At 54.5% G+C, this 24,721-nt stretch carries 23 protein-coding genes; 13 read left to right on the forward strand and 10 right to left on the reverse strand.

Annotated elements, in window-relative coordinates:
• Window positions 1–137: 137 nt before the first annotated feature.
• Window positions 138–776 carry a phosphoribosylglycinamide formyltransferase gene (gene purN / locus NA330_RS20000; RefSeq protein WP_001028589.1) on the reverse strand — a complete coding sequence of 213 codons (639 nt, stop codon included), beginning with the start codon at window positions 774–776 and terminating at the stop codon, window positions 138–140.
• Window positions 776–1,813, reverse strand: a complete 1,038-nt coding sequence (gene purM / locus NA330_RS20005; RefSeq protein WP_000130477.1) for a phosphoribosylformylglycinamidine cyclo-ligase — start codon at window positions 1,811–1,813, stop codon at window positions 776–778. The genes purN and purM overlap by 1 nt, the downstream gene beginning before the upstream one ends.
• Before the next feature lie 413 nt (window positions 1,814–2,226).
• On the opposite strand from purM, the gene upp reads away from it, so the two are divergent.
• The 3 genes from upp to NA330_RS20020 all read left to right on the forward strand — a co-directional run bounded on the left by upp (window position 2,227) and on the right by NA330_RS20020 (window position 5,026).
• Window positions 2,227–2,853: a uracil phosphoribosyltransferase gene (upp, locus tag NA330_RS20010; protein ID WP_000706208.1), complete on the forward strand. Its 627-nt coding sequence runs from the start codon at window positions 2,227–2,229 to the stop codon at window positions 2,851–2,853.
• An 87-nt stretch (window positions 2,854–2,940) separates the two neighbouring features.
• Window positions 2,941–4,230 carry a uracil permease gene (uraA, locus tag NA330_RS20015; protein WP_000198343.1) on the forward strand — a complete coding sequence of 430 codons (1,290 nt, stop codon included), beginning with the start codon at window positions 2,941–2,943 and terminating at the stop codon, window positions 4,228–4,230.
• A gap of 94 nt (window positions 4,231–4,324) precedes the next feature.
• Complete coding sequence (locus NA330_RS20020; RefSeq protein WP_061835882.1) at window positions 4,325–5,026, forward strand: DnaA inactivator Hda; 702 nt, start codon at window positions 4,325–4,327, stop codon at window positions 5,024–5,026.
• Window positions 5,027–5,052: 26 nt separating this feature from the next.
• Here NA330_RS20020 and arsC read toward each other — a convergent pair whose 3' ends face one another.
• Complete coding sequence (gene arsC / locus NA330_RS20025; RefSeq protein WP_000132650.1) at window positions 5,053–5,412, reverse strand: arsenate reductase (glutaredoxin); 360 nt, start codon at window positions 5,410–5,412, stop codon at window positions 5,053–5,055.
• A gap of 39 nt (window positions 5,413–5,451) precedes the next feature.
• Complete coding sequence (gene bepA / locus NA330_RS20030) at window positions 5,452–6,915, reverse strand: beta-barrel assembly-enhancing protease (protein WP_000489631.1); 1,464 nt, start codon at window positions 6,913–6,915, stop codon at window positions 5,452–5,454.
• 207 nt (window positions 6,916–7,122) lie between these two features.
• On the opposite strand from bepA, the gene NA330_RS20035 reads away from it, so the two are divergent.
• From NA330_RS20035 to NA330_RS20050, 4 genes are all read left to right on the forward strand, one after another.
• On the forward strand, window positions 7,123–8,190 hold the full coding sequence (locus tag NA330_RS20035) for an AI-2E family transporter (RefSeq protein WP_000892057.1): 1,068 nt from the start codon (window positions 7,123–7,125) through the stop codon (window positions 8,188–8,190).
• A gap of 276 nt (window positions 8,191–8,466) precedes the next feature.
• Window positions 8,467–9,654 (forward strand): sugar diacid recognition domain-containing protein, encoded by a 1,188-nt coding sequence (locus NA330_RS20040; RefSeq protein ID WP_001533732.1) that lies wholly within the window; start codon window positions 8,467–8,469, stop codon window positions 9,652–9,654.
• 67 nt (window positions 9,655–9,721) lie between these two features.
• Window positions 9,722–10,990 carry a GntP family permease gene (locus NA330_RS20045; protein WP_000200859.1) on the forward strand — a complete coding sequence of 423 codons (1,269 nt, stop codon included), beginning with the start codon at window positions 9,722–9,724 and terminating at the stop codon, window positions 10,988–10,990.
• Between the two features lie 5 nt (window positions 10,991–10,995).
• Window positions 10,996–12,135 carry a glycerate kinase gene (locus NA330_RS20050; RefSeq protein ID WP_000706377.1) on the forward strand — a complete coding sequence of 380 codons (1,140 nt, stop codon included), beginning with the start codon at window positions 10,996–10,998 and terminating at the stop codon, window positions 12,133–12,135.
• A 46-nt stretch (window positions 12,136–12,181) separates the two neighbouring features.
• Here the strand turns inward: NA330_RS20050 and bcp are convergent, their stop codons facing one another.
• Window positions 12,182–12,652: a thioredoxin-dependent thiol peroxidase gene (bcp, locus tag NA330_RS20055; protein ID WP_001068686.1), complete on the reverse strand. Its 471-nt coding sequence runs from the start codon at window positions 12,650–12,652 to the stop codon at window positions 12,182–12,184.
• A complete protein-coding gene (locus NA330_RS20060) occupies window positions 12,652–13,224 on the reverse strand; it encodes a glycine cleavage system transcriptional repressor (protein ID WP_000189061.1) in 573 nt (190 codons plus the stop codon). The genes bcp and NA330_RS20060 overlap by 1 nt, the downstream gene beginning before the upstream one ends.
• Before the next feature lie 145 nt (window positions 13,225–13,369).
• Here NA330_RS20060 and dapA point away from each other — a divergent pair, with 145 nt between their 5' ends.
• The 5 genes from dapA (at window position 13,370) to tmcA (ending at window position 19,215) form a co-directional block, all read left to right on the forward strand.
• Entirely contained in the window at window positions 13,370–14,248 is an 879-nt protein-coding gene (dapA, locus tag NA330_RS20065; RefSeq protein WP_023241624.1) for a 4-hydroxy-tetrahydrodipicolinate synthase, read from the forward strand.
• Window positions 14,249–14,264: 16 nt separating this feature from the next.
• A complete protein-coding gene (gene bamC, locus NA330_RS20070; RefSeq protein ID WP_000331877.1) occupies window positions 14,265–15,299 on the forward strand; it encodes an outer membrane protein assembly factor BamC in 1,035 nt (344 codons plus the stop codon).
• Window positions 15,300–15,473: 174 nt separating this feature from the next.
• A complete protein-coding gene (purC, locus tag NA330_RS20075) occupies window positions 15,474–16,187 on the forward strand; it encodes a phosphoribosylaminoimidazolesuccinocarboxamide synthase (RefSeq protein ID WP_001171630.1) in 714 nt (237 codons plus the stop codon).
• Window positions 16,188–16,317: 130 nt separating this feature from the next.
• Entirely contained in the window at window positions 16,318–17,181 is an 864-nt protein-coding gene (gene ypfJ / locus NA330_RS20080; protein WP_001267523.1) for a KPN_02809 family neutral zinc metallopeptidase, read from the forward strand.
• 15 nt (window positions 17,182–17,196) lie between these two features.
• Entirely contained in the window at window positions 17,197–19,215 is a 2,019-nt protein-coding gene (gene tmcA, locus NA330_RS20085; protein ID WP_023241623.1) for a tRNA cytosine(34) acetyltransferase TmcA, read from the forward strand.
• A 26-nt stretch (window positions 19,216–19,241) separates the two neighbouring features.
• Here the strand turns inward: tmcA and NA330_RS20090 are convergent, their stop codons facing one another.
• The 3 genes from NA330_RS20090 to NA330_RS20100 are packed head-to-tail and all read right to left on the reverse strand — an operon-like array spanning window position 19,242 to window position 20,957.
• Window positions 19,242–19,442: a YpfN family protein gene (locus NA330_RS20090; protein WP_000383839.1), complete on the reverse strand. Its 201-nt coding sequence runs from the start codon at window positions 19,440–19,442 to the stop codon at window positions 19,242–19,244.
• A 27-nt stretch (window positions 19,443–19,469) separates the two neighbouring features.
• Window positions 19,470–20,597 (reverse strand): succinyl-diaminopimelate desuccinylase, encoded by a 1,128-nt coding sequence (gene dapE / locus NA330_RS20095; RefSeq protein WP_001277822.1) that lies wholly within the window; start codon window positions 20,595–20,597, stop codon window positions 19,470–19,472.
• Window positions 20,598–20,600: 3 nt separating this feature from the next.
• On the reverse strand, window positions 20,601–20,957 hold the full coding sequence (locus NA330_RS20100; protein ID WP_000631923.1) for an ArsC family reductase: 357 nt from the start codon (window positions 20,955–20,957) through the stop codon (window positions 20,601–20,603).
• A 412-nt stretch (window positions 20,958–21,369) separates the two neighbouring features.
• Between NA330_RS20100 and ypfM the strand changes: the two genes are divergently transcribed.
• Window positions 21,370–21,429, forward strand: a complete 60-nt coding sequence (gene ypfM, locus NA330_RS20105) for a protein YpfM (RefSeq protein ID WP_001386977.1) — start codon at window positions 21,370–21,372, stop codon at window positions 21,427–21,429.
• Between the two features lie 101 nt (window positions 21,430–21,530).
• On the opposite strand, the gene acrD is transcribed toward ypfM, so the two are convergent.
• Window positions 21,531–24,644, reverse strand: coding sequence for a multidrug efflux RND transporter permease AcrD (gene acrD / locus NA330_RS20110; protein WP_023241622.1), 3,114 nt, complete (start codon window positions 24,642–24,644; stop codon window positions 21,531–21,533).
• Window positions 24,645–24,721: the final 77 nt, after the last annotated feature.

Below are 24,721 nucleotides of genomic sequence, written 5' to 3' on the forward strand. Positions count from 1 at the left end.
AGCATTACGCGTTAATGTCCAACTGCGCCAGAAAAATATGACAATAAACTGATAGCATAAAGGAAGGGAAAAGAGTAGGCCGGATAGGCATTTATGCCGCCATCCGGCAAGCAGACGCAGTCCTGTTCGATGACGTATTATTCGTCAGACGCATAACCTTGCGGCGGCAGACGACGCCCGTCCAGCCAGGCGGCGTTATCGCGCATCTTTAGACGCCCCTGCGCAAACCAGCTAATCACCAGCGGATAAATCGCATGTTCCTGAGTCTGTACGCGTGCGGTGATATCATCTTCGCTGTCGTCGGCAAAAACCGGCACCTTCGCCTGGAGAATGACCGGGCCGCCGTCGAGTTCGTCTGTCACGAAATGTACCGAGGTACCGTGCTCCTCATCGCCGTTTTCCAGCGCCTGGCGATGGGTATGCAACCCCGGATATTTTGGCAGCAGGGAAGGGTGAATGTTCAGCAGACGCCCGTAGTAATGCGCGACAAACATCGGACTCAGAATACGCATAAAACCGGCCAGCACGACCACATCGGGCGCATACGCGTCTATCTTGCGAATCAACTCGCGATCGAAGGCGTCGCGGCTGTCAAACCGATCGGCAGTCAGCGCTTGCGCCGGAATGCCGGCTTCTCTGGCGCGTTCAAGGCCGAACGCGTCGGCCTTATTGCTGAATACTGCCCTGAGGGTGCCTTTAATTTTCTTCGCTTCGCAGGCATCGATAATCGCCTGTAAATTGCTTCCATTGCCGGAAATCAGCACCACAATATTCATTATTCAATAACCACACGCTGTTCGGAATCAGAGGCTTTGATGATACCGATTTTCCATGCGTTTTCACCTTTCTCGTTTAGCAGAGCAAGCGCTTTGTCCGCTTCCGGAGCGGAGAGCGCAATCACCATGCCGACGCCGCAGTTAAAGGTACGGTACATTTCATGTCGGCTGACATTACCGGCGGTTTGCAGCCAGGTAAAGATGGCGGGCCACTGCCAGGACGACTCATTAATTACCGCCTGGGTATTCTCCGGCAGAACGCGCGGAATATTTTCCCAAAAGCCGCCGCCGGTGAGGTGGGCGATAGCGTGCACATCGACGTTTTCAATCAGTTCCAGAACCGATTTTACGTAGATACGGGTCGGTTCAAGCAGATGATCGGCCAGCGGCTTCCCTTCCAGCAGAGTGGTTTGTGGGTCGCAGCCGCTAACGTCAATAATTTTCCGCACCAGCGAATATCCATTCGAGTGCGGGCCGCTGGAGCCGAGCGCAATCAGCACGTCGCCTTCGGCAACCCGGGAGCCGTCGATGATTTCTGATTTTTCGACTACGCCGACGCAGAAACCCGCCACATCGTAATCTTCGCCGTGATACATGCCCGGCATTTCCGCCGTCTCGCCGCCGACCAGCGCGCAGCCGGATTGCAGGCAGCCTTCGGCAATACCGTTGATCACGCTGGCAGCGGTATCGACATCCAGTTTACCCGTGGCATAGTAATCGAGGAAAAACAGCGGTTCCGCGCCCTGAACGACCAGATCGTTTACGCACATCGCCACCAGATCAATACCGATAGCGTCGTGACGCTTTAAGTCCATCGCCAGGCGAAGTTTGGTGCCTACGCCGTCAGTGCCGGAAACCAGTACCGGTTCACGATATTTTTGCGGCAACGCGCACAGCGCACCGAAACCGCCCAGACCGCCCATAACCTCCGGGCGGCGAGTTTTCTTCACTACGCCTTTGATTCGATCAACCAGAGCGTTACCCGCATCAATATCGACGCCGGCATCTTTATAGCTAAGAGAGGTCTTATCGGTCACTGCCTGGTTCCCCACGTTTTTTCTTGCGGTAAAAGTTAAATTCGGCGCAATTCTAACAGGGAAAGCAAACGTTTGCGAGCGTGGTCTGCGCCCTGGATATCCGGGCGATTTTTTTGGCATGGTTTCGGTCGCTGCTTGAAAATTTCTCTGTTGGTAAAAAAGAAAAGGATATCCAGCACTTGGTTTACGACAGGTGGTCTGGACAGGCCATTCACCCTTAAAATTGCTAAGATTCAAACGGTTGTTAGCCTTTATCGCCTGTTTCAACGTGAGTGATTTATACTCACTTTTCCGCTATCTGCGCTTTTGGTTGATCCAGGTCAAGCATACATTGTGTTGCGTCAGAGAGGAAAAGCGGTATAATCCGGCGATTTTTTTTGTGGTTGCCAGTCATCTGAGGATAGGAGAAGAGTATGAAGATCGTGGAAGTCAAACACCCACTCGTCAAACACAAGCTGGGTCTGATGCGTGAAAACGACATTAGCACTAAACGCTTTCGTGAACTCGCCTCAGAAGTAGGCAGCCTGCTGACATATGAAGCGACAGCCGACCTGGAAACGGAAAAAGTCACCATCGAAGGCTGGAATGGCCCGGTGGAAATCGACCAGATCAAAGGTAAAAAAATTACCGTTGTGCCGATTCTGCGCGCGGGTCTGGGTATGATGGAAGGCGTTCTGGAAAATGTACCGAGCGCGCGTATCAGCGTAGTCGGGATGTACCGTAACGAAGAGACGCTTGAGCCAGTACCTTATTTCCAGAAACTGGTATCGAACATTGATGAGCGCATGGCGCTGATCGTCGACCCGATGCTGGCGACCGGCGGTTCTGTCATCGCGACCATCGACCTGCTGAAAAAAGCAGGCTGTAGCAGCATTAAGGTGCTGGTGCTGGTCGCCGCGCCGGAAGGCATTGCAGCGCTGGAAAAAGCGCACCCGGACGTTGAACTGTACACCGCCTCTATCGATCAGGGGCTTAACGAGCACGGATACATTATTCCGGGGCTTGGCGATGCCGGCGATAAGATTTTTGGTACCAAATAAGTGAATAAATAATTAAAAGCCGACTTTAAGAGTCGGCTTTTTTTTGAATAAAACAACTCATAACAAACACACTTAGAGGAAAACACTATGACGCGCCGTGCTATCGGGGTGAGTGAAAGACCGCCGCTTTTACAGACAATCCCGCTTAGTTTACAGCACCTTTTCGCCATGTTTGGCGCGACCGTGCTGGTGCCAGTTCTGTTTCATATCAACCCCGCGACGGTGCTGTTGTTTAACGGTATCGGAACGTTGCTGTATCTCTTTATCTGCAAAGGTAAAATTCCGGCCTACCTCGGATCGAGCTTTGCCTTTATTTCCCCGGTATTACTGTTGTTGCCGTTGGGTTATGAAGTGGCGCTGGGCGGTTTTATTATGTGCGGCGTGCTGTTCTGTCTGGTCTCTTTCATCGTTAAAAAAGCGGGCACCGGCTGGCTGGATGTGATGTTCCCGCCTGCGGCAATGGGCGCAATCGTTGCTGTCATCGGTCTGGAGCTGGCTGGCGTCGCGGCGGGGATGGCCGGATTGCTGCCTGCGCAAGGGCAGTCGCCGGACACGAAAACAATTATCATCTCCATGGTCACGCTGGCGGTGACGGTGTTCGGCTCCGTACTGTTTCGCGGTTTCCTGGCGATCATTCCGATTTTGATCGGCGTGCTGGCGGGCTATGCGCTGTCATTCGCGCTAGGAGTGGTCGATACCACGCCGATTGCCCAGGCACACTGGTTTGCGCTACCGACTTTCTATACGCCGCGTTTTGAATGGTTCGCGATCCTGACGATTCTGCCCGCGGCGTTGGTCGTGATTGCCGAGCATGTCGGTCATCTGGTGGTGACGGCGAATATCGTCAAAAAAGATTTAGTGCGCGATCCAGGTTTGCACCGCTCGATGTTCGCTAACGGACTGTCGACGATCGTCTCCGGTTTCTTCGGCTCCACGCCGAATACCACCTATGGGGAAAATATTGGCGTCATGGCGATCACCCGCGTTTACAGTACCTGGGTTATTGGCGGCGCGGCGATTTTCGCCATTCTGCTTTCCTGCGTCGGCAAACTGGCGGCGGCGATTCAGATTATCCCGTTACCCGTGATGGGCGGCGTCTCGCTGCTGTTGTACGGCGTTATCGGCGCGTCGGGGATTCGCGTCTTGATCGAATCGAAAGTCGATTACAACAAAGCGCAAAACCTGATCCTCACCTCGGTGATTTTGATCATCGGCGTGAGCGGCGCGAAAGTGCATATCGGCGCGGCAGAATTGAAAGGGATGGCGCTGGCGACCATCGTCGGGATTTGCCTGAGCCTGATTTTTAAACTGATTAGCCTGTTGCGTCCGGAAGAAGTGGTTCTGGAGGCAAATGATGCGGAGCCTCCGCATCAGTAACGGGTTGCCGGGCAGCGATGCTGCCCGGTTCTATCTCACGGGAATTATGTGGTAAACTCAGCGCGATTTTATGTCATCCTGGGTTGAGGTATCTCTGAACACACCGGCACAGCTCTCTTTGCCACTTTATCTTCCTGACGACGAAACTTTCGCAAGTTTCTGGCCGGGGGATAACGCCTCTCTACTGGCCGCGTTACAAAACGTGTTGCGCCAGGAACATAGTGGATATATCTACCTTTGGGCGCGTGAAGGCGCGGGCCGCAGCCATTTACTGCACGCCGCCTGCGCTGAATTGTCGCAGCGTGGAGATGCGGTAGGCTATGTCCCGCTCGATAAACGCACCTGGTTTGTGCCGGAAGTGCTCGACGGTATGGAACACCTCTCGCTGGTGTGTATTGATAACATTGAGTGTGTCGCTGGCGATGAACTGTGGGAGATGGCGATCTTTGATCTCTATAACCGCATTCTGGAGTCCGGTAAGACGCGGTTATTGATCACCGGCGATCGTCCGCCAAGACAGTTAAATCTGGGCTTGCCCGATCTCGCTTCCCGTCTGGACTGGGGGCAAATCTATAAACTCCAGCCTCTTTCCGATGAAGACAAACTTCAGGCGCTACAGTTGCGCGCCCGGTTACGGGGGTTTGAACTGCCGGAAGATGTCGGGCGGTTTTTACTCAAACGTCTTGATCGCGAAATGCGCACGCTGTTTATGACGCTGGATCAGCTCGATCATGCGTCGATCACTGCCCAGCGGAAATTGACGATCCCGTTTGTCAAAGAGATCCTGAAACTGTAATACGCCGCGACGGCGGCGTTCAACGGTTAACCGAGGATGTCCAGTACCTGCTCAGGCGGTCGGCCAATGCGCGCCTGACCATTTGCCACCACAATGGGGCGCTCCATCAGTTTAGGGTGTTCAACCAGCGCCTGGATTAACGCCTCTTCACTCAGCTGGCTATCCGCCAGGTGAAGCGTTTTATAGAGATCTTCTTTCTGGCGCATCAGTTCGCGCGCGCTGGACATGCCCAACATACGCAGCAGTTCCCGCACGGTGGCGGCATCGGCGGGCGTATCCAGATAAAGCACCACTTCCGGTTCCACGCCGTTAGATTTCAGCAGGTTCAGCGTGTCGCGGCTCTTCGAGCAGCGCGGGTTATGGTAGATTTTAATCGTGTCGGTCATGAGTTCTCCTTGTGACGCCATCCGGCTAATAAACGGCGATTACATTTTCGTGTATGGCTTGAAGCGTTCCTGTAACTGGCGCAACTGGTCGATACGCGCATCGTAACGCGCCTGTTGCTGGCTACCCAGTTTTGCCTGGGCGCTGGCGCTACTGAGCAGTGAAATTGCCTGATCCAGTCGTCCCGCCAGCGCATAACTTTCAGCGCGCGCCGCCAGCTCCTGATCGCGGTTGTTCAGCGCGGCTTCGGCCTGAGCAAGCAGATCCCAGCCGTTACCGTCATCTTTATGGCTAAAGGTGTAGCGATTCAGAATGGTTTCCGCCGCTTTCGGCTGGCCTCCCTGGAGGTACGCATTGGCGAGGTTTAACTGCAGCACAGGATTAACGCGCAGATCGCGGGCATTTTTCAGGCGATTAATCGCGTCGTTGGCTCTTTTCTGCCCGAGGTCAATATCGGTGGCGAGGTCAAGATACCAGGCGTTGTTCGGTTCCGCGCTTAATAGCGGCTGCAACGTTTTGCGCGCTTCATCGTACTTGCTCGCTTCCATCGCCTGCAACGCCCGGCCATATTGCGCCGCATGTTGCTGACGCACGTTGCCTTTAGACCACTGATCCAGCAGGTCGCTGGTGAGCTGGTTACGTCCGGAATTGTACATTCCCAGGGCGCGCGCTTTGGCGAGATAAAAGTCGGCGGAAGATTGCACCACGACCGGGCGCATCTGGTTGGCACGGTTGCGGGCATCCGCAAGGCGGCTTTCCGGTAAGGGGTGAGTGAGCAAAATTTCAGGCGGACGCGTGGAGTAACGCGCCTGGTCGAGCAGTTTTTCGAGGAAAGAGGGCATCGCCTGTGGGTCAAATCCGGCGCGTTGCAGTACCTGAATACCAATACGGTCGGCTTCTTGCTCATTTTGCTGGGTGAAACTTATCATTCCCTGGCGCGTTCCCGCCAGAGTACCGGTTAGTGCCGCCATACCGGCCTGTGGGCTGGCCATGGCCAGCAAAATGGAACCCAGCGCGCCCACCCAGGTAAGCGGCGCGCTGCGCTTTTGATCTTCCATCGCGCGCGCCAGGTGGCGCTGCGTCACGTGGGAGATTTCATGCGCCATGACTGAAGCTAGCTGGCTTTCGTTATCCGCGTAGCGAAAAAGCGCCGAGTGCAGCACCACATTGCCGCCAAAGAACGCGAACGCGTTGATTTCGTCATTATTGATCAAGAAAAAATGGAAGGGCGTTTTGACGGAGTCGGCGTGCGAGACCAGACGCATCCCCAGCGCGTTAATGTATTGCACCAGCAGCGGATCGTTGATTAACGGCGCGCTGCCGCGTAGCTGGCGCACATAAAAGTCGCCCATTTGCATCTCTTGTCCGATAGAAAGCGTGCTTCCTGCCGAGGTTCCCATATCGGGCAGCGTGTCGGCAGGGTCGGCAAATGCGGGCGCGACCTGACCGAGAGCCAATGCTGCAATGAGGGTTGCCACCAGGTTTTTTTTCAACTGCCTGAACATAACCTCTATCCTGTTGTTTTGAGATAGCCCTTTGACCAACGTCGTGAAATATCGTTCCACGCTCCGACACTTCATAAGTATAACTGTGATGAGCACAGACTCACTATTTTAGTTTCCTGAATCAACGATAAAAAGCGAAGTCTTTTTTGTGACATTTCGATACAATTCGGCATCACAATCCCGCAGTTGAGTTCTGGGAAGGGTTTTATGCTCGAAATGTTAATGCAATGGTATCGCCGTCGCTTCAGCGACCCGGAGGCGATTGCCTTGCTGGTCATTCTGGTGGCTGGTTTTAGCATCCTCTTTTTCTTTAGCGGCCTGTTAGCGCCGCTGCTGGTCGCTATCGTACTGGCCTACCTGCTGGAGTGGCCGACGGCGCGCCTGCAGGCGATTGGCTGTTCCCGGCGCTGGGCAGCCTCCATTGTCCTTATCCTCTTTGTCGGCATTCTGTTATTAATGGCGTTTGTGGTGATGCCGATTGCCTGGCAGCAGGGTATTTACCTGATTCGTGATATGCCCGGTATGCTGAATAAACTGTCCGATTTTGCCGCGACCTTGCCGCGACGCTATCCGGCGCTGATGGATGCGGGCATTATTGATGCGATGGCGGAAAACATGCGTACCCGGATGCTTAACATGGGCGATTCGGTGGTGAAGTATTCGCTGGCTTCGTTAGTCGGGCTACTGACGCTGGCGGTATATCTGGTGCTGGTGCCGCTGATGGTCTTTTTCCTGGTAAAAGATAAAGAGCAGATGCTGAATGCCGTGCGCCGCGTGCTGCCGCGTAATCGCGGGCTGGCGGGGCAGGTGTGGAATGAGATGAATCAGCAGATCACCAACTATATCCGCGGAAAAGTGCTGGAGATGGTGGTGGTGGGCGTAGCGACCTGGCTGGGCTTTTTGCTGTTTGGCCTCAACTATTCGCTACTGTTGGCGGTACTGGTGGGCTTTTCGGTCCTGATCCCCTATATCGGCGCTTTTGTGGTGACAATTCCGGTGGTGGGCGTCGCGCTGTTTCAGTTTGGTCTGGGGACGGAATTCTGGAGCTGTTTTGCCGTTTATCTGATTATTCAGGCGCTGGATGGCAATCTGCTGGTACCGGTACTTTTCTCCGAAGCGGTGAATTTGCATCCGCTGGTGATTATTCTGTCAGTGGTGATTTTCGGCGGTCTGTGGGGATTCTGGGGGGTGTTTTTCGCCATTCCATTGGCGACGCTGATTAAAGCCGTTGTCCATGCCTGGCCGGATGGTCAGGTGACGGATACCTCATCCTGAGCGGCCTGTACAAAAGTTGTAAAGCGTGAACGACATCATAGTGCCCTGCCGCCATTTTGCGCACGCCTGATGAGGGACAAGCGCTTAGAAAGCCGCTCTTTTTTTTTATGCCGCACCGTGTTGCGGCATTTTTATTGTTGGAACCTACAAAATTCTCGCTGTAAAGCCGCCAAAATTTGGTGACTTAGCCTAAGCATTCTTCTGAGAAATTCGTTAATAAGTGACATCATTGATGCGAGATTGTTTTTTTAATGTGAAGCGATAACGAAACAGGGAATGAGTGTGTTGAGAAAACATTACTTGAAAGGGTATACCGCGCGGCAAATTGTACAGCGAGCCATGAAAATTATTCCTTACTCGGTAAACGTCATGGATGAACATGGCGTCATTATCGCGTCTGGCGAACCTTCGCGGCTTCGCCAGCGTCACGAAGGGGCCATTCTGGCGCTGAAGGAAAACCGTATTGTAGAAATTGATTCCGCTACCGCCAATCAGCTAAAAGGCGTGCGATCCGGCATTAATCTTCCCATCTCTTTTCATGAACAGCTTATCGGCGTGGTCGGCATTACCGGCGAGCCGGAGGAGGTTCGCGCGTATGCCGAGCTGGTTAAAATGGCGGCGGAGCTGGTGATCGAGCATATGGTGCTGATCGAACAGCGACAGTGGGATAAACGCTATCGCGAAGAGCTGATCAACCAATTGATTTTGCGAGAAAATTCAACAGAGTCGTTGCGCTCCATGGCGGCCTATCTGGGCATTGATCTGGCGGTTCCCAGAGTGGTGCTGATTATTGAACTTTCCCAGCCGGATCGCGAAGCGCTGCGCAATGTAATGGATTATTTCGAGAATCACGCGCGCAACCATTTGGTGACGTTTACCGAATTTAATGAATTAATCATTATTAAGCCTATCACGTTAAAAGAGGGAAAGTGGAATACCCGCCAGGAAATGGGGGAATTGCAGATTTTTAAATCATGGGCTGCATCATCGGGCTTTAGCCGTATTTTGGTTGGGGGCTATTTTGCCGGCGAGACGGGATTGCACCGATCTTTGCTCACTGCGAGAGCCACGCAGGCGATGGCGAAAAGACAAAAGCTGCGCAGCCAGTACATTTTTTATCATGACCATGCGCTTCCCGCGCTGCTAAGCGGGCTGTCTGAAAGTTGGCAAGTGCAGGAGTTATCGCGTCTGTGGCTGCAACTGGCGCAACATGACGCGAAAGGCGTATTGCAACAGACGCTGCGGACCTGGTTTGAACATAATTGTGACCTGACGCAAACGGCCAAAGCATTGCATATTCATGTGAATACATTGCGCTATCGCTTACAGCGCTGTGAGGATATTACGCACATAAAAATCAACGAGTTAAAAAGTACGCTTTGGCTTTATATCGGTATGGAGCTCCAGGCCGAATCTGTACCGTCCGACAAGTTACCGCTGCCAGGTCGAATCGAAATTTGTTGAAAGCTCCAGCGGATTTTTAGGCGGGTTTTTCCATACTGCGCGCTCCATGTTAAAGGAGGCGCAGTATATGACGTCGATATCCACCCTGGGAGCCATTGCCGCATTGGTTGTGGCCATCGTATTAATTTTAAGAAAAGTGTCGCCAGCCTACGGCATGATGGCGGGCGCGCTGGTCGGCGGTTTGATTGGCGGCGCCGATCTTCTGCAAACCGTGTCGTTGATGGTGTCAGGCGCGCAGGGCATCGTTAATGCCGTATTGCGTATTCTGGCCGCAGGCGTACTGGCGGGCGTATTAATTGAGTCCGGGGCGGCGAATACGATTGCTGAGACGATTGTCCGCAAAGTGGGGGAAACCCGGGCGTTATTGGCATTAGCCATTGCCACACTATGTCTGACCGCCGTCGGCGTATTTATTGATGTGGCGGTGATTACCGTCGCGCCGATTGCGCTGTCGATTGCGCGTAATGCAGGGCTGTCAAAAAGCGCTATTCTGCTGGCGATGGTCGGCGGCGGCAAAGCGGGTAACGTGATGTCACCCAACCCGAACGCTATTGCCGCCTCCGATGCGTTTCATGTTCCTCTTACCTCTATTATGCTGGCGGGCGTGGTTCCGGGCATCGTTGGGCTTATTATCGCCTATCTGTTAGCGAAACGGCTGAATAATAAAGGCGCGGGCGTCGCCGATCATGAAGTGACTCACCATGATGACTCCGTCGCCAGACCCGGCTTTCTGGTGGCGATTAGCGCGCCGCTGGTCGCTATTTTCCTGCTTTCTCTCCGTCCGTTTGCCGGCATTTCCATTGACCCGTTAATTGCCCTGCCCGTAGGGGGATTGGTCGGTCTGCTGTTGATGGGACGCGCGCGCCACTGTAACCAGTACATGGTCGCCGGTCTGATGCGTATGGCGCCTGTCGCTATTATGTTGCTGGGAACCGGTACGCTGGCCGGCATTATCGCTAATTCCGAACTTAAAGATGTCCTGATTCATGGCCTCACCGCTTCGGGATTGCCGTCCTGGCTGCTGGCGCCCGTGTCTGGCGCCATGATGTCAATGGCGACGGCCTCAACCACGGCGGGAACGGCGGTGGCGTCCGGCGTTTTCTCTCCCACGTTACTTGAACTTGGCGTTTCCGCCCTGGCGGGAGCCGCTATGATCCATGCGGGCGCCACGGTGCTGGACCATCTGCCGCACGGCAGCTTTTTCCACGCGACGGGCGGCAGCGTCAATATGCAAATTCATGAACGTTTAAAGCTAATGCCGTATGAAACGCTGGTGGGGTTAGCCATTACCTTTATTTCTACTCTGATGTTCGGTTTCTTTGGTTTTGCAGGATAATCCCTATGAAAATTGTTATTGCTCCTGATTCATTTAAAGAAAGTTTGTCCGCAATGGCGGTCGCTGAGGCGATAGAAAAGGGGTTCCGCGAAATTTATCCTGACGCCGACTACGTTAAAGTGCCCATGGCGGATGGCGGGGAAGGAACCGTACAATCAATGGTGGAGGCCAGCGGCGGGCGTTATGTCGACCAGTGGGTACAAGGCCCGCTTGGGCAACCGGTGGCCGCGCGCTGGGGAATGCTGGGCGATAGCGATACCGCCGTGATTGAAATGGCGGCGGCATCCGGGCTGCATCACGTTTCGCCTGAATTGCGCAACCCGCTTAATACCACCAGCTACGGCACCGGCGAGTTAATCGTCGCGGCGCTGGAGCGTGGCGTAAAGCGTATTATTCTGGGAATTGGCGGCAGCGCGACGAATGACGGCGGCGCGGGGATGATGCAGGCGCTTGGCGTTATATTGCGCGATAAACAGGGGCGCTCGCTTTCTCCGGGCGGCGAGGCGCTGGCGGCGCTGGCCTCTATCGATCTGTCCGGTTGTCACCCATTGCTGCGTAAGGTATCGATAACCGTGGCGTGCGATGTCAACAATCCGCTGTGTGGTCCCCAGGGCGCATCGGCCATTTTTGGCCCACAAAAAGGGGCGACAGCGGAAATGGTGAATACCCTGGACGCGGCGCTGGAAAACTGGGGCCGACATATTTATCAGGCTACGGGGCGTGAGGTGATTAATGCTCCCGGCGCGGGCGCGGCAGGTGGAATGGGCGCCGCGCTTTTAGGGTTGCTCAATGCGGAATTACGCGCCGGCGTAGAGATTGTCGTGGAAACGCTACAGCTTGAGCAGGCGGTTAAAGATGCCGATCTGGTGATTACCGGAGAAGGGCGGCTGGACAGCCAAAGTATTTGCGGCAAGACGCCGATTGGCGTCGCCAGAGTGGCGAAGCGGTATCATAAACCGGTTATCGCGCTCGCCGGTGGGCTGCAACACGATCATCACGTTGTGTATCAACAGGGTATCGATGCGGCGCTGTCGATTTTGTCGCATATCGTTACGTTGCCGGAAGCCTTACACGAGGCGGAATATAACCTGAGCCTGTCGGCGCGCAATGTGGCGGCGATATGGCGTCTGGCGCGGCAAGCCTGACGGCGCATTCCCTTTCCAGGCCGCACATCAGCGCGGCCTGAGGCTTTTACGCGTTTTCTTTCAGCCAGTTCAGCACCACATCATGGTGATTGCTGGTTTTAAAATCATTAAAGACGTGTTCAATCTTACCATCAGCGTCAATCAAAAAGCTGATGCGGTGAATGCCGTCATACGTTTTGCCCATAAACGACTTTTCGCCCCAGACGCCGAACTGTTCACACACCTGATGGTTTTCATCGGACAAAAGGGTAAAGTTCAGCAGCTCTTTTTCAGCGAAACGGGAGAGTTTTTCAGGTTTATCGGTGCTGATGCCCAGCACGTCCACGCCTGCTTTTTTGAGCTCGTCCATGTTATCGCGTAAGCCGCAGGCCTGCACGGTACAGCCGGGTGTCATGGCTTTTGGGTAGAAATAAACCAGAACGCGCTGTCCCTGGAAGTCGGTCAAATTTACTTGTTCCCCGTCTTGATCCGGCAAGCTAAATTTCGGTGCGATATCACCGGCTTTCAGTGGATTCATTACTTAACTCCATCCTGTTCATCATGTTGTGAGTAATTGACGACGTTTATACTGCCTTGCGCATTGAGTTCTGTACATAGTGCTTTAAAGGCTTGCTCAATATTTGCGGAATTTTGCGACGCCGGGCTATGTGCGGTGATTTGAATAAATAATTGCGCAGCTTTATCACCTTCAGCCGGCTGCGTGCGGGAGACCAGCTCCGCAATATTCATTTCATGACTATTAAACAGCGCGGTGAATCGCTCAATTAAATGCGGGGAGTCGGCGACCTCAACCTGAACCCATACCGTCGCGGGCATTGCCGGGCGGGGGCGGTCGGACGTCCGTTTCATCACAATCAGCAGATCCAGCTCCGCGCCTTTTAACGGCAATGTCGATTCAATCAAGGTAATCGCGTTCCACGTGCCGGACAACAGCATAATAAACGTGAATTCATCGCCCAGCATCGCCAGTCGGCTGTCTTCGATATTACAGCCGCAACTGCTGACATGGCGAGTAATGGTATTCACAATACCGGGCCTGTCGGCGCCCAGCGCAGTGATAACCAAATAGTGTTGTGATGACGGTGTCAAACCAGTTATTCCTTTGAGCGGTGAGGTAATCTTAAGGAAACCATAAAAAAAACCTGCATACAACAATCAGAACGGCTTTGGTCGCTTGCTTTTATTGCCATACCAAACGTACCATTGAGAGACTTGTTTGCACAGAGGATGGCCCATGTTCACGGGAAGTATTGTCGCGCTTGTTACGCCGATGAATGAGAAAGGTAACGTCAGTAGGTCTTGCCTGAAAAAACTCATTGATTATCATGTCGCCAACGGTACCTCGGCGATTGTTTCGGTTGGCACTACCGGCGAGTCTGCCACGCTAAGCCATGATGAACATGGCGATGTCGTGATGATGACGCTGGAACTGGCTGACGGACGTATTCCGGTTATCGCCGGCACGGGCGCAAACGCGACCGCGGAAGCGATTAGCCTGACGCAGCGTTTTAACGATAGCGGCATTGTTGGCTGCCTGACGGTAACGCCGTACTACAATCGCCCCACGCAGGAAGGTTTGTTCCAGCATTTCAAAGCCATCGCGGAACACACTGACTTGCCGCAAATTCTGTATAATGTGCCGTCCCGTACCGGTTGCGACATGTTGCCGGAAACCGTGGGTCGTCTGGCGGAAATAAAAAATATTATCGCTATCAAAGAGGCGACAGGGAACTTAACCCGCGTTCACCAGATCAAAGAGCTGGTTTCAGACGATTTTATTCTGCTTAGCGGCGATGACGCGTCCGCGCTGGACTTTATGCAACTGGGTGGTCATGGCGTGATTTCCGTTACGGCTAACGTAGCGGCGCGCGAGATGGCTGACATGTGCAAACTGGCGGCGGAAGGGCAATTTGCCGAGGCGCGCGCTATCAACCAGCGTCTGATGCCGTTACACAACAAACTATTTGTCGAACCCAATCCTATCCCGGTGAAATGGGCATGTAAGGCATTGGGTCTTGTGGCGACCGACACGCTGCGCCTGCCAATGACGCCTATCACGGACCATGGTCGTGACATCGTCAAAGCAGCGCTTCAGCATGCTGGCCTGCTGTAAAGTTTAGGGAGATTTGATGGCTTACTCAGTACAAAAGTCGCGCCTGGCGAAGGTTGCGGGTGTTTCGCTTGTTTTGCTGCTCGCTGCCTGTAGTTCCGATTCGCGCTACAAGCGCCAGGTAAGCGGCGATGAATCCTATCTGGATGCCGCGCCGCTTGCTGAACTTCACGCCCCGGCAGGAATGATCCTGCCGATAACGACCGGCGACTACGTTATTCCGGTCACGAAGGGGAGCGGCGCGGTTGGTAAGGCGTTGGATATCCGTCCGCCAGCGCAGCCGTTAGCGTTAGTGAGCGGCGCGCGTACCCAGTTCTCTGGCGATACCGCTACGCTATTGGTGGAGAATGGCCGGAGCAGCACGCTGTGGCCGCAAGTCGTCAGCGTGATTCAGGCGAAAAATTATCCGATTGAAAAACGTGACGATGCCAGCCAGACCCTGACGACCGATTGGGTGAACTGGAACCGCCTGGATGAAGACGAACAGTATCGTGGACGTTATCAAATCTCGGTGAAGCCGCAGGGCTATCAGCAGGCGGTAACGGTAAAACTGGTTAATCTGGAACAGGCTGGCAAGCCGGTCGCTGACGCGGCGTCGCTGCAGCGTTATAGCACTGAAATGATGAACGTCATTTCCGCCGGTCTGGATAAGACCGCTACGGATGCGGCAAATGCCGCGCAGAACCGTTCCGCCGCAACGATGGATGTGCAGAGCGCCGCTGATGATACCGGTTTACCTATGCTGGTCGTTCGCGGTCCGTTCAACCTCGTGTGGCAACGCCTCCCGGCCGCGCTGGAAAAAGTGGGCATGAAAGTCACCGACAGCACTCGCTCTCAGGGCAGCATGGCGGTAACGTACAAACCGTTGTCTGACAGCGACTGGCGGGATCTGGGCGCTAGCGACCCGGGCCTGGCATCCGGAGACTATAAATTGCAGGTTGGCGATTTAGATAACCGCAGCAGCTTGCAGTTTATCGATCCTAAGGGGCATACTCTGACGCAAAGCCAGAACGACGCGCTGGTTGCCGTCTTCCAGGCAGCGTTCAACAAGTAATTTAACAGGGCTGGAGTAATCCGGCCCTTTTTTCTGATAAGATACGCAAACGTGTGCGTCGGTACAAAAACGCGATTTAACCGCTATTTCGCACCACAATTACAGGCCGACGTCTCCGGCAGGCGTAGCAGGAAATGAATACTTATCGTTAATTCACACCCAGGAGTGTTAAAGATGCAAAAGCAAGCTGAGTTGTATCGTGGTAAAGCGAAAACCGTATACAGCACGGAAAACCCGGACCTGTTGGTGCTCGAATTCCGCAATGATACGTCAGCAGGGGATGGCGCGCGCATTGAACAGTTTGATCGCAAAGGCATGGTAAATAACAAATTCAACCATTTCATTATGACCAAACTGGCCGAGGCGGGCATCCCGACCCAGATGGAACGTTTGCTGTCTGATACCGAGTGTCTGGTGAAGAAGCTGGAGATGGTGCCGGTTGAATGTGTGGTGCGCAACCGTGCGGCAGGGTCGTTGGTCAAGCGTCTGGGCGTGGAAGAAGGCATGGAGCTTAACCCGCCGATCTTCGATCTGTTCCTGAAAAACGACGCGCTGCACGACCCGATGGTGAATAGTTCCTACTGTGAAACGTTCGGTTGGGTAAGTCAGGAAAATCTGGCGCGTATGAAAGAGCTAACCTACAAAGCCAACGACGTACTGAAAAAACTGTTTGATGACGCGGGTCTTATCCTGGTGGATTTCAAACTGGAGTTTGGCCTGTATAAAGGCGAAGTGGTGCTGGGCGATGAGTTTTCACCGGACGGTAGCCGCCTGTGGGATAAAGAGACGCTGGACAAAATGGACAAAGACCGCTTCCGCCAGAGCCTGGGCGGTCTGATTGAAGCCTATGAAGCCGTCGCGCATCGCCTGGGCGTGAAATTAGATTAATTCCGCTTCTGACCGGGGGGCAACCGCTCTCCGGTATCATCCTTTCCTCATTCTGATAGCGTTTACCTGTGGTAATCCTGCGCCTGACCGCCTACGATCATCTGTATAACAAAGAGAGAATGAGGTGATTATGCGCTGGCAAGGGCGTCGTGAAAGCAACAATGTAGAGGACAGACGTAATCGGCCAGGCGGCCCCTCGCTGGGTGGCCCAGGCTTTCGTCTTCCGCGCGGAAAAGGCGGCATCATTCTGTTGGTGGTGGTGTTGGTCGCAGGGTACTATGGGGTGGATTTAACCGGTCTGTTGACCGGCCAGCCGGTTTCGCAGCAGCAGTCGACGCGTTCGATAAGCCCCAATGATGATGAAGCGGCAAAATTTACCTCGGTGATTCTGGCGACGACCGAAGATACCTGGGGTCAACTCTTTCAAAAAATGGGGCGCGGCTATCAGCAGCCAAAACTGGTGATGTACCGTGGTATGACGCGCACCGGCTGTGGTGCGGGTCAGTCCGTGATGGGGCCGTTTTACTGCCCGGCGGACGGCACCGTTTATATCGATCTCTCATTTTACGATGATATGAAAAATAAGCTGGGCGCGGACGGTGATTTTGCCCAGGGTTATGTCATCGCCCACGAAGTCGGCCACCACGTACAAAAACTGTTAGGTATTGAGCCGAAAGTACGCCAGTTACAGCAAAACGCGTCGCAAACGGAGGTGAATCGCCTTTCGGTGCGCATGGAGCTACAGGCGGATTGCTTTGCCGGCGTGTGGGGACACAGTATGCAGCAGCAAGGCGTACTGGAGGCGGGCGATCTGGAAGAGGCGCTCAATGCCGCACAGGCTATCGGCGACGATCGCTTACAGCAACAGGGGCAGGGGCGCGTCGTGCCGGATAGTTTTACCCACGGCACCTCAGAACAGCGCTACAGCTGGTTTAAGCGTGGATTTGACAGCGGTGACCCGGCGCAATGTAATACGTTTGGCAAAAACTTTTGATAAACCGGGGCAGGGATGTCTGATATCGATGCGCTACAGGCGTTAACGTCGCAAATGACACAGGAAGGCATTCGCCGTTTACTGGTCATCAGCGGCGATGCGGCGTGGTGCCGGGAGCGGGCCGAGGCGATACGCGCTGCGCTGCCCGGTGACTGGCTGTGGGTCGCGCCTGACGCGCCCGCCCAGCCGTGCTGTACGCCACAGGCGTTACAAACGCTGCTGGGCCGTGAATTCCGTCATGCGATATTTGATGCCTGGCAGGGCTTTGACGCCGCAGCGTTTGCCGCTCTGAGCGGGACCTTGCAGGCCGGAAGCTGGCTGCTTCTGCTGATGCCGCCGTACGAGACGTGGGAAAGCAGGCCTGATACCGATTCACTGCGCTGGAGCGACTGCGCGCAGCCTATCCCTACACCGCAGTTTGCACAGCATCTTAAACGGACTCTCTCCCGCGATCCGCAAACGCTGCTTTGGCGACAGCACCAGCCGTTTTGCTGGCCATCTTATCCTTTCCGTGGACGCTGGCGACCCGCCACCGGCGAGCCACAGCCGGAGCAGGCGGCTATCTTATCGCGTTTACGTGAAATGCCGCCCGGCGTGGCGACGGTGATTGCCCCCCGTGGGCGCGGCAAATCGGCGCTGGCCGGGCAATTCATCTCCCGGATGGCGGGCACGGCTATCGTGACCGCACCGGCGAAAACGGCAACGGATATCCTGGCAGCGTTTGCCGGTGAGCGGTTCTGCTTTATGGCGCCGGATGCGTTGCTGGCGAGCGGGGCAAGAGCCGACTGGCTGGTGGTTGACGAGGCGGCGGCAATCCCCGCGCCGCTGCTGCTGCAACTGGTTTCGCGCTTTCCCCGCATACTACTCACCACCACCGTTCAGGGCTACGAAGGCACCGGACGCGGTTTTTTACTTAAGTTTTGCGCCCGTTTTCCGCAGCTTCACCGCTTCACGCTTCGTCAGCCTGTCCGCTGGGCGCCAGAATGCCCGCTGGAAAATATCGTCAGCGAGGCGCTGATATTCGACGATGAAGCGTTTGCGCAGGCGCCACATGGCGCGATAGCAATCTCGGCGTTTTACCAACAGGCCTGGGTGAATACGCCCGCGTTGCCGAGGGCTGTGTATCAGTTACTGTCGGGGGCGCACTATCGTACTTCGCCGCTGGATCTGCGCCGAATGATGGATGCGCCAGGACAGCATTTCTTGCAGGCCACGGCGAATAACCGTGTGGCGGGCGCCGTCTGGCTGGTCGAAGAGGGCGGGTTATCCGCAGAACTCAGTCAGGCTGTATGGTGCGGTTTCCGGCGTCCGCGTGGAAATCTGGTGGCGCAGTCGCTGGCGGCGCACGGTAGCGACCCTTTAGCCGCGACGCTGGTCGGGCGTCGCGTAAGCCGTATCGCGGTGCACCCCGCCCGCCAGCGCGAAGGCATCGGTCAGCAGTTGATTGCCTGCGCGTGCGAGCAGGCGGCGCAGTGTGATTATCTTTCCGTCAGCTTTGGCTATACGCCGGAGCTGTGGCGCTTCTGGCAGCGCTGCGGCTTTGTGCTGGTACGGATGGGCAACCATCGGGAGGCGAGCAGCGGTTGCTATACGGCGATGGCGTTATTGCCGCTGAGCGACGCGGGAAAACGGCTGGCGCAGCAGGAACACCAACGTTTGCGCCGCGATGCGGATATCCTGACGCAGTGGAACGGCGAGGCGATACCGCTGGCGGCGTTACGCGAACAGGCGCTTAATGATGAAGACTGGCGTGAGCTGGTCGGTTTTGCTTTCGCGCACCGCCCGCTACTGACATCGTTAGGTTGCCTGCATCGTTTACTGCAATACAGCGCATTGCCATTACCGGCGCTGAGAGGGCGGCTGGAAGAAAAAGCCAGCGATGCCGAACTGTGCGCCCGGCTACGCATTTCAGGCCGTAAAGCTCTGCTGGCGTTGCAGCGTGCGCAGGCGGCGCAGGCGCTGATTGCGCTGGATGCCGGACGAACGCAGCGTTTACGCGACGTAATGCCCGGCGGTGGGGACCATGCCGGATAGCGATACCTGTCCGGCATGTTATCCGGTTACTTTTTCGGCTGATCTTTCTTCGGCCAGTCGTCTTCATCGTCCCACTTATCGTTAAAATCGCGATGCGGGGGCAGCTCAGGTTTATTGGCAAGGAATTTCTTATGGTCGATGCGTTTGAGATCTTTGATCACATTCAGCAGTACGCCTACCAGAAACACCAATACCAGAATCCACCAATATTTTGCCAGCCAGTCCATGCTTATTTCCTCTTACCGGAACGCTCATCAGGCGACGAGCTGTTCCATAATGCGTTGATACATACGGGCCAGTAGCTGGAGATCGGCGGCATTCACACATTCATTAATTTTATGAATGGTGGCGTTCACCGGCCCCAGTTCTACCACCTGCGCTCCCATACGGGCGATAAAACGTCCGTCGGACGTACCGCCCGTCGTCAGTAATTGCGGTTTAATTTCATTATAGTGCTCAATGGCGTTTACCACCGCGTCCACCAGCTTGCCGCGTGCGGTCAGGAACGGCTGGCCGGAAAGCCACCAGTCTACGGTATAACGTAGCTGATGCTTCTCAAGCAGCGCATGTACCCGCTCTTTGATCATCTCATCGGTCAGTTCCGTGCTGAAACGGAAGTTAAACTGCACGAACAGTTCGCCGGGAATGACATTATTGCTGCCGGTGCCTGCCTGGATATTGGCTACCTGCATACTGGTGGCCGGGAAAAAGTCATTGCCCCGATCCCACTCGATAGCGACCAGTTCATTAAGAAAAGGCGCAGCGCGATGAACAGGGTTATCCGCCAGATGCGGATAGGCGACGTGTCCCTGAACGCCATGAATAGTGAGGTTACAGGTGAGGGAACCGCGACGCCCGTTTTTGACGACATCACCCACAATTTCAGTACTGGAAGGTTCGCCGACCAGACAGTAATCCAGCCGCTCGTGACGGGCCATCAGCGCTTCAACCACCTTTACGGTGCCATTTTTTGCGCTGGCTTCCTCATCAGAGGTAATCAAAAACGCGAGGCGGCCCCGGTGATGAGGATGCTGCGCAACAAAACGTTCAGCAGCCACCACCATGGCCGCCAGTGAACCTTTCATATCCGCCGCGCCGCGACCGAACAACATTCCGTCGCGAATCGTAGGTTCAAACGGCGGATTGATCCAGCGATCGACATCGCCAGCCGGTACGACGTCAGTATGCCCGGCGAACGCCAGCGTTTCGCCACGCCCACGCCATGCCCAAAAATTTTGCGTGTCGCCAAAATCCATATGCTCAATGGTAAAACCGATTTTACGCAGGCGTTCAATCATTAATGCCTGACAGCCTGCGTCATCCGGACTCAGGGAGGGGCGACGAATAAGTTGCTGTGTCAGCTCAATAACCGGGCACGACATAGACTACACCTCATCAAAAAACTGCTGATAACGGGATTCACTGAAACCAAGCAGCATAGGCTTCCCGGGCGCGCAGAGCAATGGGCGTTTGATGATTGCCGGCTGTTCAACCATGAGAGCAGCGGCGGAGTCGGCATCGGTAATCCCGCTGCGGTCGCCTTCATCCAGTTTGCGCCATGTTGTGCCGCGCGTATTCAGTAACGGCTGCCAGCCGAGTTCGGCAATAAAGGTATTAAGAAGAGGGAGGTCTATGCCATCCACACGGTAATCGTGAAAACGATAATCAATGCCATGCTCCTCCAGCCAACGGCGCGCTTTTTTGATCGTGTCGCAATTCTTAATGCCATAGAGGGTAATCATATTGAATCCTTTAACGCGAAATTCGAATAAATAATCAATAGTATCGTCTGCGGGATAATAAGTGTGGCTGTTAATGGTTATTTATCCAGCGCTGATCGGCAATCAATATAACATTGTTGAGTGAATGTGAATAATGATTCCAAAACGTTCCAGATGTGGCTTGTTTATAATTCGCGGGGCAAATCCTATTTTGCGCACATGCAATTGATTGTTTTTTAACCCGATTTGATAAAGTAGTAGAAAAGGTATTAATGTTGCTAAATATTGCAGTAAGTCACATAAAATTTACGGCTACAGCGCCATAGTAATATCATAGACAGCGTAACCAGAGGATATCGCAACAATCGGTTAAATGAACTTCTCTCTATACCGCTAACTACGTAGAATACCCATAATAATAAGAGAGGCTATTATGATTGAACGTGAACTGGGGAACTGGAAAGATTTTATCGAAGTCATGCTTCGTAAATAAATGCCTGGAAGGCACCGCGCTCCCATAGGGGATAAGAAAAGGCGACTCAACGAAAGTCGCCTTTTTTGTGCCCGACACCTCGTATCAGGCTGGCTGGGAGCTTATTCCGGGCGCGGCTTCAGCGGGAAGCGGCGACGTATCAGCACGAAAAACAGGGGTACAAAGAAGATAGCCAGAATGGTTGCTGAGATCATTCCCCCCATCACGCCGGTTCCGACAGCATGTTGGCTACCCGAGCCTGCCCCGGTGCTGGTGGCCATCGGCAATACGCCAAAGATAAACGCCAGCGAAGTCATCAGTATCGGTCGCAGGCGCTGGCGGCTGGCGTACAGCGTGGCGTCTAACAGCGCGTGTCCCTTCTGATTCATTTCGTTGGCGAATTCCACAATCAGAATCGCGTTTTTCGCCGAGAGGCCGATAACGGTCAACAGCCCCACCTGGAAGTAAACATCGTTTTCCAGCCCGCGCATCCAGGTAGCGAGTAGCGCGCCAATGACGCCGAGCGGCACAACCAGCATCACCGAGAAGGGCACCGACCAGCTTTCATACAATGCCGCCAGACACAGGAAGACGACTAATAGCGAAATAGCGTACAGCGCGGGCGCCTGCGCGCCGGAGAGCCGTTCCTGGTAAGACATGGCTGTCCATTCCAGGCCAAAACCGCCCGGTAGCTGATGCACCAACGACTCCATGACATCCATCGCCGTCCCGGTACTGACTCCCGGCGCGGCCTCTCCGACAATTTCTACCGCCGAATAGCCGTTATAGCGTTCCAGACGCGGCGAGCCGGTTTCCCAGCGCGAGGTGGCGAAGGCGGAGAAGGGGACCATGCCGCCATCTTTGTTACGGACATACCAAAGATTAATATCATCCGGCAACATACGATATTTCGCTGCGGCCTGAACATAGACCTTCTTCACGCGGCCCCGGTCCATAAAGTCGTTGACGTAGCTCGATCCCCAGGCTGTTTGCAGGGTGTCGTTGATATCGTCAATCGATACGCCCAGCGCCTGCGCTTTCCGTTGGTCAATATCAATTTGCAGTTGCGGGCTGTCGTCCAGGCCGTTGTGGCGCACGCGGGTCAAGGAACTGTTTTTCCCGGCCAGCTCAATGAGTTGATCTCGTGCGGCCATCAGCGCGTCATGGCCTGCTCCGGCGTGATCCTGTAATTCCATATCAAAACCGGCGGAGCTGCCCAGACCGCTAATTGCCGGCGGGCTGCTGGCGAAGACGCGAGCTTCTTTAATCTGGTTAAACGCTTTTGTCGCCCGCTCAATAATGGCGAACGAGGAGCCGGTGGTGGGATCGCGCGCGTCCCAGTCTTTCAAGCGAACAAACATGCGTGCGACGTTTTGCCCATTCCCGCCAGGGCCGGAACCTACCGTCGAGAAGACCGACATAATGTTGTCTTTCTCATGGGTGAAGTAATATTTTTCAACCTTTTCAACGACTTTCAGGGTCTGCTGTTGCGTAGAACCGCTCGGTAGCTGGATAGACGTAGTGAACATGCCCCGATCTTCTTGCGGCAGAAAGGAGGTGGGGAGGCGCAAAAACAGGAACACCATGCCGCCAAGCAACAGAACATAAATCAGAATCCAGCGCAGGCTGCGATGCAAAATTTTCGCTACGCCTTTCTCATAACGTTCGGCATTACGATTGAAGGTACGGTTAAACCAGCCGAAAAATCCGCGTTGCCCGTGTTGTTCGCCTTTGTGCAGCGGTTTTAATAACGTTGCGCACAGCGCCGGTGTCAGGATCATGGCGACCAGCACCGACAGCACCATTGCCGAGACAATGGTGATAGAAAACTGACGATAAATCGCCCCGGTGGTACCGCCAAAGAACGCCATCGGCACGAATACCGCAGACAGCACCATCGCGATACCAACCAGCGCCCCCTGGATTTGCCCCATGGATTTGCGCGTCGCTTCACGCGGCGTGAGTCCTTCTTCGCTCATGATACGTTCGACGTTTTCCACCACCACGATGGCATCGTCGACCAGGAGCCCGATTGCCAGCACCATCGCGAACATGGTTAATGTGTTAATACTGTAGCCGAACGCGTAAAGCACAGAGAAGGTGCCCATTAATACTACCGGCACGGCGATCGTCGGAATCAGCGTGGCGCGAAAGTTTTGCAGGAACAGGTACATCACCAGGAAAACCAGCGCGATAGCCTCCAGCAACGTTTTGACCACATCGATAATCGAGGCTTTAACAAAGGAGGTGGTTTCATACGCGATCTTGTATTCCAGCCCTTGAGGGAAGTACTGCGCCAGCTCGTTGAGGCGATCCAGCACCAGCTTCGCGGTCGCCATTTCGTTCGCGCCGGAAGCCAGCTTAACGCCAAGACCGGAAGCCGGATTGCCGTTAAAACGGCTGAGGTAGTCATATTTTTCCGCCCCCAGCTCCACGGTGGCGACATCGCCCAGTTTGACCTCAGAACCGTCCTGATTAACGCGCAGGGTGATATCGCGAAATTGTTGCGGCGTTTGCAGCAGTGACTGCGCATTAATGGTGGCGTTCAGCGCCTGTTTGTCGACCGAAGGCGTACCGCCAAGCTGCCCGACGGCGATTTGCGCATTCTGCGACTCAATCGCATCGGTCACGTCTTTCGTGGTCATCTGAAAACTATTCAATTTGGCCGGATCGAGCCAGATACGCATAGAGTACTGTGAACCATAAGCGTCAATATCGCCGACGCCGTTGACGCGGCTGAGCGGGTCCTGAATATTACTGGCGACGTAGTCGGCGATATCCTGCTTGTCCATAGAACCGTCGGTAGAGACGAAAGCGATGGTCAAAATATTGGTATCGCCCGTTTTGCGTACCGTGACGCCTTGATCCTGTACCGCCTGCGGCAGTTTACGCATCGCGGACTGTAACTGGTTTTGCACCTGCTGAACCGCCTCATCAGGATCGGTTCCCGCAATAAAGCTCAGGGTGATGGTCGCCTGTCCGGTTCCGCTGCTTTGTGATGACATGTACATCAGATTATCGAGGCCCGTCATATTCTGCTCAATAACCTGGGTTACGGTATTTTCCAGCGTTTGCGCCGACGCTCCCGGATAATTCGCGGTAATACGTACGTTGGGCGGCGCCAGATCGGGATATTGTTCAACAGGTAAAGAGAAAATGGCTAACGCCCCTGTCAGGCACAACAGGATAGCCAGCACCCAGGCAAAAATGGGGCGATCGATAAAAAAATTCGCCATTAAAGGGGAACCTCGTGTTTCTACATATCGTTATAGATTTGAACTGCTTCACTGTAGCGGCAAGCTACGAGCCAAAC

The organism is Salmonella sp. NW722 (genome assembly GCF_051702785.1).
GTDB classification, from domain to species: Bacteria; Pseudomonadota; Gammaproteobacteria; order Enterobacterales; family Enterobacteriaceae; genus Salmonella; species Salmonella enterica.